Genomic DNA, 14,984 nt, shown 5'->3' with positions numbered 1-14,984 from the left:
CATTTTATAAACTATTCATCTGCCGCGTGCCACAGGCTGGTGTGGAACCGCGCCGCATGGCATGCTGTCATCCCCCTTTTTGCCGCGCGGAGGCCGCTAACGATGCTGCTGTTTCATGACGTTCTGCCGGTCGATCAGCCCATCCGGCCGTTGGCCAAGGATTATCGCCACGGCGATAGCGAGCCGGATCACTACCATAACTGCGCGCAGCTGATCCACAGCCTGAGCGGCGTAGTGCAGGTCACGACCCGGCTCGGCAGTTGGGTGGTGCCACCCGGCCGCGGCGTCTGGGTACCGGCGAAAATGGTGCACAGCCTGCGCATCACCGGCCAGGTGGCGGCCAGGACGCTGTTCGTCGATCCGTTGGCGCGCGCCGATCTGCCGGCCCAATGCCAGGTGGTACAGGTTTCGCCGCTGCTGCGCGAGTTGATTATCTGTGCGATGGAGATTGCGCCCGGCTATCCAAGCGGCGGGCGCGATGAGCGCGTGATGGAACTGATCCTGGATGAGTTGAGAATGCTGCCGATCCTGCCACTGCACCTGCCCGAACCGCGTGAGGCCTCACTGCTTGCCCTATGCCGCCATATTCAGGCCACGCTGGCACAGCCCTGGACGCTGGAACAGGCGGCCGCTCAGCTCAGCGTCAGCGGACGCACCCTGTCGCGGCGCTTCCAGCGAGAAACCGGGCTGCATTTTAGTGATTGGGTGCGGCGCGCCCGTTTGCTGGCGGCGTTGAACGCGCTGGCGACCGGCCGCTCGGTGTTGGAAGTGGCGCTGGATCTTGGCTATGACAGCCCCAGCGCGTTCAGCGCCATGTTCCGCCGGTTATTGGGGGTCGCGCCCAGCGACTATTTCAGCCGAGCCGCGCCGACGACAGATAGCGCCCGGCAACGTTAAACAGCGCCTGCAGTGAGGCGCTGGCGGAGTCAACGTCGATGCCAACGCCGTAGGTCGCCTCACCTTGCGGCAGCGCACAGCGGATATAGGCCACCGCTCGGCTGTCGCTCTGATGCCCCAGCGTGTGCTCGTGGTAATCCTCGATCGCCAGCGGCAAGCCGAAGCGCTGGCGCAGCGCATCCACCGCGCTGGAAAGCAGACCGTTGCCAGTCCCCTGCAGACGCAGTGGCTCTCCCTCGCAGGCAACTCGCGCGTTGAAGCTGTAGGCCTCTACCCCATGACTTTCCGTCTGGTAGCTCAACAGCTGCAAGCACGGCTGCTCCACCAGCCCATAGGTGTCGCGGAATAAGCGCCACAGCTGTGCGCCGCTCATTTCCTTCCCGCTGCCGTCGGTCGCACGCTGCACCACCTGGCTGAAATCAATCTGCAGACCGCGCGGCAACGCCAGCCCATGATTTTGTTCCAGTAACCAGGCAGCCCCGCTTTTACCGGACTGGCTGTTGACCCGGATCACCGCCTCATAGCTGCAGCCGACATCGGCGGGATCGAGCGGCAGGTAAGGCACTTGCCACCAGCCATCTTGTCGCTGCCGTTGCGCGGCGAAACCTTTCTTGATCGCATCCTGATGCGAACCGGAGAAGGCGGTAAACACCAGCTCACCGGCATAAGGATGGCGAGGATGCACCGGCAGCTGATTGCACTGCTCCACCACTTCCACCACCTGTTTCAGGCGGCTGAAGTCCAGGCCCGGCGCCACGCCCTGGGTATAGAGATTCAACGCCAGCGTGACCAGATCGACGTTGCCGGTACGCTCTCCGTTGCCGAACAGGCAGCCTTCGACCCGATCGGCACCAGCCAGCAGCGCCAGCTCCGCGCAGGCCACGCCGGTACCGCGATCGTTATGCGGATGTACGCTGATCGCCACATCGGCGCGACGGCTGAAGTGACGGCAGAACCACTCAATCTGATCGGCATACACGTTGGGCGTACTCACCTCCACCGTCGCCGGCAGGTTGATGATCATCGGCCGCTGCGGCCCCGGTTGCCACACCTCCGCCACCGCCTCGCAGATCTCCAGCGCGAACTCTAATTCAGTAAAACAGAAGGTTTCCGGCGAATACTCGAAGCACCAGGCGGTATCGGGCTGAGCCTCGCAATGCCGGCGAATGCGCCGCGCGCCGTTCACCGCCAGCGCCACGGTTGCGGCCTTATCCTGACGGAACACGATGTCGCGAAACATCGGCGCCGTGGCGTTGTACAGATGCACGATTGCCCGTGGTGCCCCCAGCAGCGCCTCGAAGGTACGATCGATCAGATCGTCTCGCGACTGAGTCAGCACCTGAATCGTGACGTCGTGCGGGATCAGTTGCTCGTCGATCAGCGTGCGCACAAAATCGAAATCCGTTTGCGACGCCGAAGGGAAAGCCACCTCAATCTCTTTGAAACCGCACTGCAACAACAATTGATAGAATTCGCGCTTGCGCGCGTTATCCATCGGCTCCGCCAGCGCCTGGTTGCCGTCGCGCAGATCGCTGGAGCACCAGCGCGGCGCCTGCCGCAGGGTACGCGAAGGCCACTGACGATCCGGTAATGTCACCGGCGGGAACGGTCGGTATTTGCTTGAAGGGTCGATTAACATGGGCTTCTCCTGGCAACTGAGTGAACGATAGCGCCATTATTTCCCGCCATCGCCTCCTCTTCTCCCGCTTTGCGGACAACCGTCGTCGCAAAGCGGACAACAAAAAAATTTGCATCCTGCGCCAGTGAGACAACAATTAGTTTTGACGTTTATCCCACCGCACCGGCAATGCGCCGGGCGCTCTACTCTCATTGTCAACGGAGGCGAACATGAGCCTGTATGCAACCCTGGAAGAAGCCATCGAGGCCGCACGTGAAGAGTTTATCGACACCGCCGAAGGCGGCGGCGATGACGAACCGCCGGTGCCGCAGCAGTTCAATCTGCAAAAGTACGTGATGCAGGATGGCGACACGATGTGGCAGGCCGAGTTCTTCGAAGAAGAAGGCGAAGCGGTGGAATGCCTGCCGCTGCGCAGCGGTGCGGCGGCGCAGGCGATATTCGACGGTGACTACGACGAGGTGGAGATCACCGCCGAGTGGATAGACGAAAATACCCTGTACGAATGGGAAGAAGGCGACTTCCAGCTCGAGCCGCCGCTGGATACCGAAGAAGGCCAGACCGCGGCCGATGAATGGGATGAACGTTAACCCGCACCACGTTTTTATCGCCAAGGAGGCAGTATGATTATCCGCCGGGCCCGCCCTACCGACTACCCCGCCATTTTACAGCTGCAGGGGGAAAACGTGCCGGAAGCGCTCGACGAGCGCCAAAAACGACAGGGATTTATCGTATCGCGCATGAATGAGGCGCAGCTGACGGCGATCAACCGCGGCATCGGCATACTCGTGGCCGAACAGGAGAACCAACTGGCCGGGTTTGTTTGCCTGATGCCCGCCGACGTGCAACCGCGGCCGCCGGTGGTGGATGCGATGCTGGCGACGCTCGCCACGCAGTCCTTCGCCGGGCGGGCGCTGAGTGAGCAGCGGGTGTTTCTCTACGGCCCGGTTTGCCTCGACGCCGCCTGGCGCGGCAAAGGCGTGCTGAAACGCCTCTACGCCGCCGTCAAAGCGCACACCAGTCATGACTACGACGTGGGCGCGCTGTTTATCGACGACGACAATCCGCATTCGTTGGCCGCTCATGTGCAAGGGTTGGGCATGACGGCGCTGGTGCCTTTCCATTGTGGGCAGAAAGGCTATCAGCTGGTGGTGTTCGCCACCCGCTGAGCAGGTTTACTCATAGGGGCCGTGCTGCGCATCGAACGGCAGCATAAAGGTGTCCACCACCATCGACAGCGGCACATCTATCACCGTGACGTAACGCCAGGGCGTATCGCGCAAATCCCACTGCACGCCGGGATAGTACTGGTGGCCATGCCCCGCGCCGGGCACGGTGCGGCTGATGATGCTGCCGCAACCGGTTAAGACCATCACGCCGGCCGCCACGCAGGCCAGCCGAAGGTAGGAAGAGAGCTTCACGACATTGACTCTGAGCAAAGGGTTGTTTCGCGAGTGAACAACGCATCGGCCGCAGTCTATCACAGTTCCCTTTCTCCACCGGTACCGGCGCGCGTAAGCAAAAGGTAAAAAAAAACGGGGAACGCGCCATGCGCATTCCCCGTCTGAGCGTTACCGTTCAGCGATTAACGTCGACCCGTTGGGTGTGCCAGCGGGTTGTGCGGCAACTGCTGATAGTGCTCACGCCAGGCAGCGCCTTCCGGCAACAGCCAGACGCGCTGGTGCAGACGAGCCAGCGTGACCGGATCGCTCAGCAGCTCCAGACGTTTGCCCTTCACCAGCTTCTCCGGCCCCAGCTGCAGCGCTTCGTTCACCCGTTCCTCGCGGTTGCGATCGAGGGTAGCGCGCAGATGGTGACGCGCCGTCGCCAACGCCGTCGCCAGCGCGTTGAAGGACGGGTTGACCACCGCATGCATAAAGCCGTTGGTCAGCGCGCGGTTGCGGTTGAGATGCAGGTACTCTTCCGTCGCCAGCAGCTCGCGCGGCGGGTTGTACTCTTCCGGGATCAGGAACAGCTTGGCGCGTTTGCTCTTCATGCCCAGCGTCGCGCGGCTCGACAGCACCGACACGAACGGCGACAGGATCAGCGAGAACACGATCGGCGACAGCCACCACAGGAAGCGCAGATCCAGCCACGCCATGCCGCCGGCCCACACCAGGCCCAGCAACATCTGCGAGCCATGGCGGCGGAACGCTTCGCCCCAAGGCGTATCGTCATCGTCACGCTGCGGCGAATTCCACACCACTTCCCAACCGAGGAAAGCGCTCACCACGAACACGGTATGGAACAGCATGCGCACCGGCGCCAGCAGCACCGAGAACAGCATTTCCATCAGCATCGAAATGAACAGACGGAACGCCCCGCCGTACTCTTTCGCGCCCTTGGCCCAGATCAGCACGATGCTGAGCAGCTTCGGCAGGAACAACAGCACCAGCGTGGTGGAGAACAGCGCTATCGCCAGCTCGGGCCGCCACTGCGGCCAGACCGGGAACAGCTGCCGCGGCTGCAGGAAGTATTGCGGTTCCATCAGGGTGTGCACCACCTGCAATGCGGTGGAGAGCGCCAGGAACATGAACCACAGCGGCGCCGACAGGTAGGACATGACGCCGGTCAGGAACACCGCGCGGTGCACCGGGTGCATGCCTTTCACCAGGAACAGGCGGAAGTTCATCAGGTTGCCGTGGCACCAGCGACGGTCGCGTTTCAGCTCGTCCAGCAGGTTTGGCGGCAGCTCTTCGTAACTGCCCGGCAGATCATAAGCGATCCACACGCCCCAGCCGGCGCGGCGCATCAGCGCCGCTTCAACGAAGTCGTGCGACAAGATTGAACCGGCGAAGGAACCCTCGCCCGGCAGCGGCGCCAGCGCACAGTGCTCGATAAACGGCTTCACGCGGATGATGGCGTTATGGCCCCAGTAATGCGACTCGCCCAGCTGCCAGAAATGCAGGCCGGCGGTAAACAGCGGCCCGTAAACGCGGGTAGCGAACTGCTGCACGCGCGCATACAGGGTATCCATACCGGACGCCTTCGGCGCGGACTGGATGATGCCGGCGTTCGGGTTGGCTTCCATCAAACGCACCAGCCCGGTGAGGCATTCGCCGCTCATCACGCTGTCGGCGTCCAGGATCACCATGTAGCTGTACTCACCGCCCCAACGACGGCAGAAGTCGTCGATGTTGCCGCTTTTGCGTTTTACGCGGCGACGGCGGCGGCGATAGAAGATGCGGCCGTGGCCGTCGACATCGCGGCACAGCTCCATCCACGCCTTTTGCTCCGCCACGCAGATGTCCGGATCGTAGCTGTCGCTCAGCACGTAGATATCGAAGTGTTCCAGCTGACCGGTGGCGGCGACGGACTCATAGGTCGCACGCAGGCCGGCGAACACGCGTTCGACGTCTTCGTTACAGATCGGCATGATCAGCGCGGTGCGGTGCGCCGGGTTGATCGGCTCATCGCCCTTGATGGTGGAGGAAATACTGTATTTGTCTTTACCGATCAGCAGCTGCAGGAAGCCCATCAGCGCGGTCCAGAAACCGGCCGAGACCCAGCAGAACAGTACGGCGAACAGGATCAGAATGCCGGTTTGCAGCACATAAGGCAGCAGCTGCAGCACCGACTGCATCAGATCCTGATCCAGCATGGCGATAGGATCGATCAGCGCCCAGCCCTGATAAGGCAAGATGGTTTTCATGTACCAGGTGGCGATGCCGGTCTGCACCAGCATCAGCACCAGCAGCACATAGCGGCGCATGGAACCGACAACGCGCCAGCGGTTCTCGGCCTCGGCCTCCTCTTTGGTGGCGTGCCGATTGTGCGGCGAACGCCCCAGCAGAGAATCCCAGAAGCGCGCCACCGGGTTGGTACGCCAGGCTTCCGGGAACATGGTGGTTCGTTTGATCGGCGGCGTCGCCTTCAGAATGGCGCGCCCTTCGGCGTCGGTGTCGAAATCGTCATCGCTGACCGCATCCGGCCAGGCGCTTTCGATGCGCGGTTTGACCGAGGCCAACGCCACGTCATCCGCCGACAGGCTGTTGACGTTGGCGTCGGCGGCGCCCATCTGCCGATGGAGCGCCTCCAGTGCCTGAGCGTCATCCGCCGTGTGAGGGTTGAGCGCCTCCGACCGCTCGGCGGTCAGAGGCAGCGCCGCAAGATAATCCTGGGCGGGTTGAGTAGGCTTATTCATTGGCAGGTAGCTGATAGCTCCAGGTTTCCGACAGAGTCTTATCGCCATTGACCAGCGCTGCGCGCATTTCTACCGGCTTCTTGTCGTCTTTTACTTTCAGACGTACCGTCAGGCGCCAGCCTTTGGTCACTGGGTTATAGCGGACGTTGTTTTCTACCATTTCACCGTTGTCGCCGATGCTGATCTGAGAAGCGACCGGGGTGTTGGCGTCCAGCCCTTTCAGCACCGGGCCGACGAAGTCGACCAGGAAGGCCACGCTGCCGTCAGGCTCGCGAATCAGGTTGGACTGCTTCACGTCACCGGTCGAACGCATGGTCCGCGCCACATAGGCGATGTCTTGCGAATGCAGTTTATCTTCGTCGCGGGTGAAGTTCAGGCGGTAGCTCAGCGTCAGCGGCTTTTTGGCTTCCGGCAGCGTATCCGGCGTCCAGAACGCCACGATATTGTCGTTGGTTTCATCCGCCGTCGGGATCTCCACCAGCTCGACCTTGCCTTTACCCCAGTCGCCCTTCGGTTCGATCCAGGCGCTCGGGCGCAGATCGTAACGATCGTCCAGATCTTCGTAATCCTTGAAGTTGCGGCCGCGCTGCAGCAGACCGAAGCCTTTCGGGTTCTCGACGGTATAGGTGCTGACGGACAGGTGTTTAGGATTGTTCAGCGGGCGCCAGATCCACTCGCCGTTGCCGGCATGGATAGACAGACCGTTGGAGTCGTGCAACGCCGGGCGATAGTTCAGCGTCGGCGACGGCTGGTTCGGCCCGAACAGGTACATGCTGGTCAGCGGCGCCAGGCCCAGCTTGCCCACCTTGTCGCGCAGGAACACTTTAGACTCGACGTCCACGGTGGTGTCGCGGCCCGGGATCACCGTGAAACGGTAAGCGCCGGTGGCGCGCGGGGAATCCAGCAACGCGTAGATCACCAGGTGTTTGTCGCCCTGCTTCGGACGCTCAACCCAGAATTCGCGGAAACGCGGGAACTCTTCGCCAGATGGCAAAGCGGTATCGATAGCCAGGCCGCGAGCGGAAAGCCCGTAAACCTGCCCTTTACCCACCACGCGGAAATAGCTCGCGCCCAGCAGGCTCATGATCTCATCGTTTTTGTCGGCGCTGTTGATCGGGTAGATCACCTTGAAGCCGGCAAAGCCGAGGTTTTTCACCGATTCAGGGTCGTGTTTGACCGAACCGAAGTTGAAGTAATCCGGGCTGTACTTGATCTGTTTTACGCTGGTGGAGGTGACTTCATTGATTTTCACCGGCGTGTCGAAGTACATCCCCTGATGATAAAACTCAAGCTTGAAAGGGGTTTTCAGCTTGCTCCAATAGGCTTTATCGTGATTGAACTGAATCTGCTGATAGTCTGCGAACTTCATCTCGCGGAACTGAGAAGGAAGGTTGCTCTTCGGGGCTTCGAAACCTTTCGCGGCCAGATCCTGCGCCTGCTTGGCCACATCATCAATAGAAAAGGCCCATGCCGGCGAACTGAACAGCGTGAACAATACGGTAGCACCTAACCAACGAACGCTCGCGGCGCGTGGTTGTCCGGATAATATATTAACTAGCACATCCCCCCCTATTCGTGTGCTCAAATCATTTAAATCCATATTAATGGATTACTCAGCTTTCCGACAACATGATAAATGGATGGTTCATGTTTACGGCTCATTGTTTAAGCAGCTGATGGAACACCAGCGTAGCAAGCCGCGCAACAAGACGCTATGGAAAAATGCGGGGGGCTATAGTAGGGTTTCGGATAACAATTTAACGTTTGACGACTTATTAAGCGTGTTAATGAGCACCCGATTAAATCACCAGCGGTAATCTATGACTAAAGGCAGCAAACAGCGCGAGTTTTTCCTCGATTCGATCCGAGCCTATTTGATGTTGCTCGGGATTCCGTTTCACCTCTCCCTGATTTATTCCAGCCATGCCTGGGCGGTGAACAGCGCGTCCCCCTCCTTCTCGCTCACGGTGCTAAACGACTTCATCCACGCTTTTCGCATGCAGGTGTTCTTCGTGATATCCGGCTACTTCTCCTACATGCTTTACGAGCGCTACGAGCGCCACCAGTGGCTGAAGGTCAGGCTGGAGCGGGTGGCAATCCCGCTGTTGAGCTCCATCCCGCTAATTACGGTGCCGCAGTTTTTCATGCTGAAATATTTCACCGATAAATTAAACGGCTGGGATGAATTTTCTCTCTATCAGAAAATAAATGTAACAGTTTGGGAATTGGTTTCTCATCTGTGGTTCTTATTGACGCTGTCGTTGTTAACCTGTGCCTGCTTTTATCTGTTCCGTAAAATCAAGCGTCAAACTCGTGAGCATATTCCGGCGTTAATAAATAGACTGCGTGGATTAGGAAACATCTCACTGTTTTTCTTTATTTATGCGGTATGCTATTCGGCCGCGCACCGTATTATTTTAATTGTCGCGCCGCAGCTATTATCCAACGGCCTGTTCAATTTCGTGGTGATGGAGACGATGTTCTACCTGCCGTTCTTCATCCTCGGCGCTTATGCGTTTAAGTACGTGTGGCTTAAGGAGATTTTTCTGCGTCGCTCGCCGCTGGCGCTGCTCGGCTCGCTGCTGCTGTTTATCGCATATATGCTGAATCAAAAGCTGTTGGCGCACAGCAGCTATATGTTCGAGCTGGAAGTGGTGATCAAAACCCTAATGGGGATCCTGATGACCAACGTGGTGTTCTCTTTCGGGCATAACCTGCTGAATTATCACTCGCCGCGCATCACCTATCTGGTCAATGCCTCACTGTTTATATATCTGGTGCACCACCCGTTGACCCTGATATATGGCGCTTTCGTGACGCCTTATATCGGCAACAACCTGTTGGGATTCTTGCTGGGCCTGCTGTTTGTGTTCTCGCTGGCCTTCGCTTTATATGAACTGCACAAGCGTATTCCGGTGCTGCGCTTCTTGTTCTCCGGTAAGCCGCAATAACCTTGCGCCCCTGCAAACCCGATCGTTTGCAGGGGTTTCCTGTCATCTTGCCGTCGTGCAAAAAGCCTATACTGGTGGTTTGCATGCAAAGCACACATTGCTCAGCCTGGCGCCGTCCGTTAGGGCAAAGTGATACGGCTGAATACATACCCTAATCGTTATAACTGCGATGCATAAGTAGAAATCCGGATCCCTGCCTTACGGTAGTGATTGGGCTCAACACCCCCGAAGGGCTGCGCGATCGTTTACTTCATTCGATGGCGTTAGCTGCATCTCCCTTCCGTCACGACAGAGAGGATTTTGAATGACTGATAAGAAGACCCCGGCTCAGGAAGCCGAAGTGGAAAACGCCACCCTGCTGAAGATCCTCAGTAGGCTGCTGTCCGCGCTGGACGCCTCAATCAGCGGCAAAGAACGCAGCGTTTTGGTCACTGAACTCTCCAACTTCAATCTCGACGGCATTTCCGAAACGGAGAGCAAGTTGGCCAGCGAGCTGATCAAACGGGCGCTGGAATCGCTCGACCACTAACCCTACCGCGCCTGCAAACCATTGAGTCTGCCTGCGCGGGCTTAATGGTTTTTCCCTCAGCCACGATCGGCCATTGTTGCCAAAGCCGAAATACAGCAGCCTGATAATGTTGGATAAAAGGCAGGATTCTCTCTCTTCTCCTCACTTTCTTTGGTTAATCACACCAAAGGGCAATAATTGATCGGTTGTTTTCGCAATCAGCCTTGGCGTTTTACCCACTAAACACGCTATCATCGACACACGCGCAGTGCCCCCTATCCCCCAGCCTCAGGAGAACGATATTTTGGATGCCAGCACCATTAACAGTTTGTTCGTCATCGGTGCCGTGCTGGTGGGGGCAAGCATTCTGCTCAGCTCATTTTCTTCCCGGCTCGGCATTCCGATCCTGGTGATCTTCCTGGCGATCGGCATGTTGGCCGGCGTCGACGGCCCCGGCGGCATCGTCTTCAGCAATTATCCGGTCGCTTACCTGGTCAGTAACCTCGCGTTGGCGGTGATCCTGCTCGACGGCGGCATGCGCACCCGGGTCAGCTCTTTCCGCGTCGCCCTGTGGCCGGCGCTGTCTCTCGCCACCGTCGGCGTGGTGATCACCGCCGGCCTGACCGGCATGGCCGCCGCCTGGCTGTTCAATCTCGATCTGCTGCAGGGGCTGTTGATCGGCGCCATTATCGGTTCCACCGACGCCGCCGCGGTCTTCTCGCTGCTGGGCGGCAAAGGCCTGAACGAGCGCGTCAGCGCCACGCTGGAGATCGAGTCCGGCAGCAACGATCCGATGGCGGTGTTTCTCACCATCACGCTGATTGCGATGATCGCCGCCGGGGAAACCGCGCTGAGCTGGACCTTCCCGCTGCATCTGATGCAGCAGTTCGGCATGGGCATCGTCTTCGGTCTGGGCGGCGGCTGGCTGCTGCTGACGCTGATCAACCACATCAAACTGGCGGACGGCCTCTATCCGCTGCTGGCGGTGAGCGGCGGCATTCTTATTTTCGCGCTGACCACCGCGCTGGACGGCAGCGGCATTCTGGCGGTGTACCTGTGCGGACTGCTGCTGGGCAATCGGCCGATCCGCAACCGTCACGGCATCGTACAAACCTTCGACGGCTTGGCCTGGCTCAGCCAGATCGGCATGTTCCTGGTGCTCGGCCTGCTGCTCAACCCGCACGAGCTGCTGCCGATCGCCATCCCTGCCCTGCTGCTGTCGCTGTGGATGATCCTGTTCGCCCGCCCGCTGTCGGTGTTCATCGGCCTGCTGCCGTTCCGCAGCTTTACCCTGCGCGAACGCGGCTTTATTTCCTGGGTCGGCCTGCGCGGCGCGGTGCCGGTGATCCTGGCGGTGTTCCCGATGATGGCCGGGCTGCCCAACGCCCAGCTGTTCTTCAACGTGGCGTTCTTCGTGGTGCTGGTCTCCCTGCTGCTGCAAGGCACCACGCTGTCGTTTGCCGCCAAAAAAGCCAAGGTGATCGTGCCGCCGGCGCTGACGCCTATCTCCCGCGTTGGGTTGGATGTGCACCCGGAGAACCAGTGGGAACAGTTCGTTTATCAGCTTTCGGCGGAAAACTGGTGCGTCGGCGCGGCGCTGCGTGAGCTGAGAATGCCGCCCAACACCCGCATTGCCGCCCTGTTCCGCGGCAAAGAGCTGCTGCACCCTAGCGGCAGTACCCGCCTGCGGGAGAACGATATTCTGTGCGTCATCGGTCATGAGCACGACCTGCCGATCCTCGGCAAGCTGTTCAGCCAGGCGCCGGCCGTGACGCTCGACGAGCGCTTCTTCGGTGACTTTATCCTGCAATCCGACGCCCGTTTAAGCGACATCTCGCAGCTTTATGGCCTCAATCTGCAGGACGACGTGGACGAGCAGCAGACGCTTGGCCAGTTCGTCATTCAGCTGATTGGCGGCGAACCGGTGATCGGCGACCAGGTGGAATGGGACGGCCTGACCTGGACCATCGCCGAAATGGACGGCAATCAAGTCAGCAAGATAGGCGTGCGGATTGTAACCGACTGACGCTGCCGCACCGGCTGCGTTACCAGACGAGGGAACTTCTGGCCTTAAGAACGTTCTTAATCACTATCATGATGCATGAAGTACGGCGTCGCTGAATTATATCCGGTTGATATAAAAACAATTTAACAGCGGCGCCAACAGGGATTAGGGATGTGAACGGCAAGACTCGATTTCTTTCGGTGATGATGATCATGGCGCTGGGTGTAGCGGCGCTCGATCTCAGCATCGCCGGTTTGGTCCATAGACTTTTAATTGGATAATTTCAACGTGACGCAGCGGGAACAAGAAAAAGACATTCTGGGGAAAATACTGGTGACGGTGTCCGCGCTTTGCCTGATTCTGGTGGCGGCGTTCCTCATCTGGGGATTCGTGCTGGATTGATACCGCCCGACGCTCAGAGATAAAAAAAACCGCCGCGGCGTTTTTTTTTATGGGTCAGGCGATCAGATCTTGCAACCTTCGCAGTCCGCTTCGTCTTCGAGGAACTCAGGGACCTCTTTTACCTTCTGCGCCGCTTTTTCTTCGGCTTTCGCCAGTTCGGCATCGATATCAAAATCGAAAATATCATCACTCATCGCTTGGTCCTCACTCTGCTTCACGTTCAAACGCTGAGTATAATCGACAAGCCGCTGGCCGGAAACCTTTCAGTTTGCCGCCGCCAGCTGCGGTGGCTCATCCTGCGGCTTTTTTCCGTAGGCCATGTCATACACGTCGTAGAAGTCGATTTCGCCCTTGTTGCCGATGATCACCCGCATCTTCTGTTTCAGCGCGGCGCCGATAGACGGCTCATCCAGCAGCTGCTGCACCGCATAAGGCGACAGCGCGCGGGTAAAGTACCATTCGCCGTTGTAGCAAACCCGCAGATCCAGCACCCCGATGTCCTCGAAGCGGTATACCGGCCGGATCTCTATCAGCAGCATGGCGAACATGAACAGCACGAAAGCGGTGAAGCCCAGGAAGGCATATATCCCCATGTACGGCACCTGGTACATCACGGCGATCACCGCGAAATAACCGGCGAACATGGCAAGGCACAGATAGCGGTGAGTGCGGGCGAATTCGCTGTTGAAGCGCGGCTTGCCGTCACGCCCTTCGCGCCGATTGATCTGTTCAATCTCTTTAACCAAGATGCTTTTAATCGCGTCCATCGTTACAACCTTATGCTGGAAACAGCATTGCCATCAAATCTCACCGCTAAAAGTAACACAAGTACAGTTTCGCCGGGTAGATCAGTTAGCCAACTTAATGGCGGCAACTGTTATAGTTCGGATTCAGCGCGGCTGGGCGGCCTTGCCTTGCGCAAACATGAACATGCGCTGGGCCACATCGTCGGCCTGTTTGATTTTCTGCTTTTGCGGTTCGTTGCTGCGTTGAATGGCGCGGGCGTAAGCGATTTCATGAGCCTGATCGATCATCGCGATGATCCGGTCACGTTCGGTCTTCTCCATATTGCCCAACATGGTGGTGATAATCGCCTGATAAGCGTTGGACGCGGCGCTCAGCGCTTTCTCTCTCGCCTCGAGGGCGGCGACGCGTTGCAAGAGTTCCTGCAGTTGCTCGGAGTGAGACATATCGACCTCCTGTTGCCGGGCAGCAAGCCTGCCTGATTACAGTTTAGCAAAGGATCGAAAGAGAAAGAGGAAGGAAAGCCAGCGGTTACGGTAAAGCACACCCGAAAATCCCAACGAGGAGCCGATAGTGCAAATCAACCCGGGTGCGCTTTACGGTAAGCGCGGTGAGATGAAGGGAAGAAAGCTGGCGCGCTATGCAGGACTCGAACCCGCGTCTATCAATTTTCAAGCCAAAACAAGCCATTATAAAACCAATCACTCTGCCAACTGAGTTAATAGCGCGTTCCTTCGCTTCGGGGCGCCATTATCCATAACAACATTATGGACACAAGCTTTTTTAGCATAATGCCCTGAATTTACAGATAAGTCTTAGGTTATCGATAGCGTTATGGCATTACGGCAGCTCAATAATCCGATAATCGCCGGCGATGAGCGGCTTGCACAAAATCTTGTAGCCATCGCTGTCAAAGTGGCTGGCCGCGCTCTGCAACCGCTGCGCCTGCGCCAGGCTGCTGACCGAGCCCAGATAAAACCAATTGTGAATCACATGATACTGGCGCAGCGTCTCGCCCTGCTCTTCCAACGCCACGCGCCCGGCGAACGGCCAACAGGCGATGCGCAGCTGTTCCAGCGCCGCGCCGAGCCGCCGCGCATGTTCCTGCGCCGGCTCCACGCCGCAGCAGGCGCCGGCGCACTTGCGCAGGCTGTAGCGGAAGCAGGCTCGCCCGGCGGGCAGCTTGTCGATCCCCAGCTTGCCGTAACATAAACGATGCTCGTCGGCGATGGCGCGCAGCTTTTCCAGCGCGGCATGGCGATTGGCAAACAGCCCATAAAGGTGGGGCGTGACGGCGAAATCGATCTCTTTGGCGTGGGCAATCGTCACCGTGTCCGCCTGCAGACGCAGCGCGCACAGCTGTTTCGAGCGCCGCAGGCGCTTGTTGAACAGCGGCTGCTGTTGCTTGATCAACTGCGCCTCCAGCAGCAGTGCCCCCAACTCGCCGGCGGTCTCGATAAAGCTGATATGCCGGGTTTGCCGCAGCATTTTTGCCTCGTCCTGCGCACGGAAATGCGCCATTACGCGGCTGCGTACGTTGACGCTTTTACCGATGTAAAGCGGCAGGCTTTCGCTCTGGCCGTGAAACACATAGACGCCCGGCCCTTTGGGCAACGGCGCCAGGCAGGCGCGCAGGTGCTCCGGGTATTGGTAAATGTCGAGTTCCGGCTCGAGGCGGTTTGGCATCATGGCGGCGG

The 14,984-nt window shown here is 58.8% G+C and carries 15 protein-coding genes and 1 tRNA gene; 7 read left to right on the top strand and 9 right to left on the bottom strand.

What is annotated here, in order from left to right; all coding sequences use genetic code 11:
• The first annotated feature begins 102 nt into the window (after positions 1–102).
• On the top strand, positions 103–897 hold the full coding sequence (locus tag ACJ8QI_RS05260) for an AraC family transcriptional regulator (protein ID WP_442532172.1): 795 nt from the start codon (positions 103–105) through the stop codon (positions 895–897).
• On the opposite strand, the gene leuA is transcribed toward ACJ8QI_RS05260, so the two are convergent.
• Positions 854–2,536, bottom strand: coding sequence for a 2-isopropylmalate synthase (leuA, locus tag ACJ8QI_RS05255; RefSeq protein WP_442532171.1), 1,683 nt, complete (start codon positions 2,534–2,536; stop codon positions 854–856). The genes ACJ8QI_RS05260 and leuA overlap by 44 nt on opposite strands.
• Before the next feature lie 209 nt (positions 2,537–2,745).
• On the opposite strand from leuA, the gene ACJ8QI_RS05250 reads away from it, so the two are divergent.
• The gene (locus ACJ8QI_RS05250; RefSeq protein WP_197756752.1) at positions 2,746–3,123 is read left to right on the top strand and encodes a MysB family protein; all 378 of its coding nucleotides are present in this window, start codon (positions 2,746–2,748) and stop codon (positions 3,121–3,123) included.
• 33 nt (positions 3,124–3,156) lie between these two features.
• Positions 3,157–3,702 carry a GNAT family N-acetyltransferase gene (locus ACJ8QI_RS05245; protein WP_442532170.1) on the top strand — a complete coding sequence of 182 codons (546 nt, stop codon included), beginning with the start codon at positions 3,157–3,159 and terminating at the stop codon, positions 3,700–3,702.
• A 6-nt stretch (positions 3,703–3,708) separates the two neighbouring features.
• Here ACJ8QI_RS05245 and ACJ8QI_RS05240 read toward each other — a convergent pair whose 3' ends face one another.
• The 3 genes from ACJ8QI_RS05240 to ACJ8QI_RS05230 all read right to left on the bottom strand — a co-directional run bounded on the left by ACJ8QI_RS05240 (position 3,709) and on the right by ACJ8QI_RS05230 (position 8,238).
• A complete protein-coding gene (locus tag ACJ8QI_RS05240; protein ID WP_046688460.1) occupies positions 3,709–3,906 on the bottom strand; it encodes a YceK/YidQ family lipoprotein in 198 nt (65 codons plus the stop codon).
• A gap of 212 nt (positions 3,907–4,118) precedes the next feature.
• Positions 4,119–6,677, bottom strand: coding sequence for a glucans biosynthesis glucosyltransferase MdoH (gene mdoH, locus ACJ8QI_RS05235; RefSeq protein WP_038875422.1), 2,559 nt, complete (start codon positions 6,675–6,677; stop codon positions 4,119–4,121).
• The gene (locus tag ACJ8QI_RS05230) at positions 6,670–8,238 is read right to left on the bottom strand and encodes a glucan biosynthesis protein G (protein ID WP_170310507.1); all 1,569 of its coding nucleotides are present in this window, start codon (positions 8,236–8,238) and stop codon (positions 6,670–6,672) included. The genes mdoH and ACJ8QI_RS05230 overlap by 8 nt, the downstream gene beginning before the upstream one ends.
• A gap of 259 nt (positions 8,239–8,497) precedes the next feature.
• Between ACJ8QI_RS05230 and mdoC the strand changes: the two genes are divergently transcribed.
• The 4 genes from mdoC (at position 8,498) to ACJ8QI_RS05210 (ending at position 12,543) form a co-directional block, all read left to right on the top strand.
• Entirely contained in the window at positions 8,498–9,628 is a 1,131-nt protein-coding gene (mdoC, locus tag ACJ8QI_RS05225; RefSeq protein WP_141958785.1) for a glucans biosynthesis protein MdoC, read from the top strand.
• Positions 9,629–9,932: 304 nt separating this feature from the next.
• On the top strand, positions 9,933–10,157 hold the full coding sequence (locus tag ACJ8QI_RS05220; RefSeq protein WP_442532169.1) for a hypothetical protein: 225 nt from the start codon (positions 9,933–9,935) through the stop codon (positions 10,155–10,157).
• Between the two features lie 283 nt (positions 10,158–10,440).
• Positions 10,441–12,162 (top strand): potassium/proton antiporter, encoded by a 1,722-nt coding sequence (locus ACJ8QI_RS05215; RefSeq protein ID WP_038875414.1) that lies wholly within the window; start codon positions 10,441–10,443, stop codon positions 12,160–12,162.
• Between the two features lie 252 nt (positions 12,163–12,414).
• Complete coding sequence (locus ACJ8QI_RS05210) at positions 12,415–12,543, top strand: hypothetical protein (protein ID WP_019455877.1); 129 nt, start codon at positions 12,415–12,417, stop codon at positions 12,541–12,543.
• A gap of 62 nt (positions 12,544–12,605) precedes the next feature.
• Here ACJ8QI_RS05210 and ACJ8QI_RS05205 read toward each other — a convergent pair whose 3' ends face one another.
• The 5 genes from ACJ8QI_RS05205 to cho all read right to left on the bottom strand — a co-directional run bounded on the left by ACJ8QI_RS05205 (position 12,606) and on the right by cho (position 14,976).
• Complete coding sequence (locus ACJ8QI_RS05205; RefSeq protein ID WP_015377413.1) at positions 12,606–12,737, bottom strand: hypothetical protein; 132 nt, start codon at positions 12,735–12,737, stop codon at positions 12,606–12,608.
• Positions 12,738–12,806: 69 nt separating this feature from the next.
• Positions 12,807–13,310: a YlaC family protein gene (locus ACJ8QI_RS05200; RefSeq protein ID WP_038875410.1), complete on the bottom strand. Its 504-nt coding sequence runs from the start codon at positions 13,308–13,310 to the stop codon at positions 12,807–12,809.
• A 123-nt stretch (positions 13,311–13,433) separates the two neighbouring features.
• Positions 13,434–13,733, bottom strand: coding sequence for a sigma-S stabilization anti-adapter protein IraP (locus ACJ8QI_RS05195; protein WP_016928230.1), 300 nt, complete (start codon positions 13,731–13,733; stop codon positions 13,434–13,436).
• A 185-nt stretch (positions 13,734–13,918) separates the two neighbouring features.
• Positions 13,919–14,015 (bottom strand) — tRNA-OTHER (locus ACJ8QI_RS05190).
• A 112-nt stretch (positions 14,016–14,127) separates the two neighbouring features.
• Complete coding sequence (cho, locus tag ACJ8QI_RS05185; protein WP_060440223.1) at positions 14,128–14,976, bottom strand: excinuclease Cho; 849 nt, start codon at positions 14,974–14,976, stop codon at positions 14,128–14,130.
• Positions 14,977–14,984 lie beyond the last annotated feature (8 nt).

Origin of the sequence: Serratia sp. CY84636 (genome assembly GCF_052166245.1) — a bacterium.
In the GTDB taxonomy this organism is placed as follows: Bacteria; Pseudomonadota; Gammaproteobacteria; order Enterobacterales; family Enterobacteriaceae; genus Serratia; species Serratia nevei.
Note: the sequence above shows the minus strand (reverse complement) of the source record. Positions and strands in the feature narration are given on the sequence as shown.

Excerpts from the sequence above, each read along its gene's own strand:
- ACJ8QI_RS05260 (WP_442532172.1), top strand. The coding sequence starts at position 103 with ATGCTGCTGTTTCATGACGTTCTGCCGGTCGATCAGCCCATCCGGCCG.
- leuA (WP_442532171.1), bottom strand. The coding sequence starts at position 2,536 with ATGTTAATCGACCCTTCAAGCAAATACCGACCGTTCCCGCCGGTGACA.
- ACJ8QI_RS05250 (WP_197756752.1), top strand. The coding sequence starts at position 2,746 with ATGAGCCTGTATGCAACCCTGGAAGAAGCCATCGAGGCCGCACGTGAA.
- ACJ8QI_RS05245 (WP_442532170.1), top strand. The coding sequence starts at position 3,157 with ATGATTATCCGCCGGGCCCGCCCTACCGACTACCCCGCCATTTTACAG.
- ACJ8QI_RS05240 (WP_046688460.1), bottom strand. The coding sequence starts at position 3,906 with ATGGTCTTAACCGGTTGCGGCAGCATCATCAGCCGCACCGTGCCCGGC.
- mdoH (WP_038875422.1), bottom strand. The coding sequence starts at position 6,677 with ATGAATAAGCCTACTCAACCCGCCCAGGATTATCTTGCGGCGCTGCCT.
- mdoC (WP_141958785.1), top strand. The coding sequence starts at position 8,498 with ATGACTAAAGGCAGCAAACAGCGCGAGTTTTTCCTCGATTCGATCCGA.
- ACJ8QI_RS05220 (WP_442532169.1), top strand. The coding sequence starts at position 9,933 with ATGACTGATAAGAAGACCCCGGCTCAGGAAGCCGAAGTGGAAAACGCC.
- ACJ8QI_RS05205 (WP_015377413.1), bottom strand. The coding sequence starts at position 12,737 with ATGAGTGATGATATTTTCGATTTTGATATCGATGCCGAACTGGCGAAA.
- ACJ8QI_RS05200 (WP_038875410.1), bottom strand. The coding sequence starts at position 13,310 with ATGGACGCGATTAAAAGCATCTTGGTTAAAGAGATTGAACAGATCAAT.
- ACJ8QI_RS05195 (WP_016928230.1), bottom strand. The coding sequence starts at position 13,733 with ATGTCTCACTCCGAGCAACTGCAGGAACTCTTGCAACGCGTCGCCGCC.
- cho (WP_060440223.1), bottom strand. The coding sequence starts at position 14,976 with ATGATGCCAAACCGCCTCGAGCCGGAACTCGACATTTACCAATACCCG.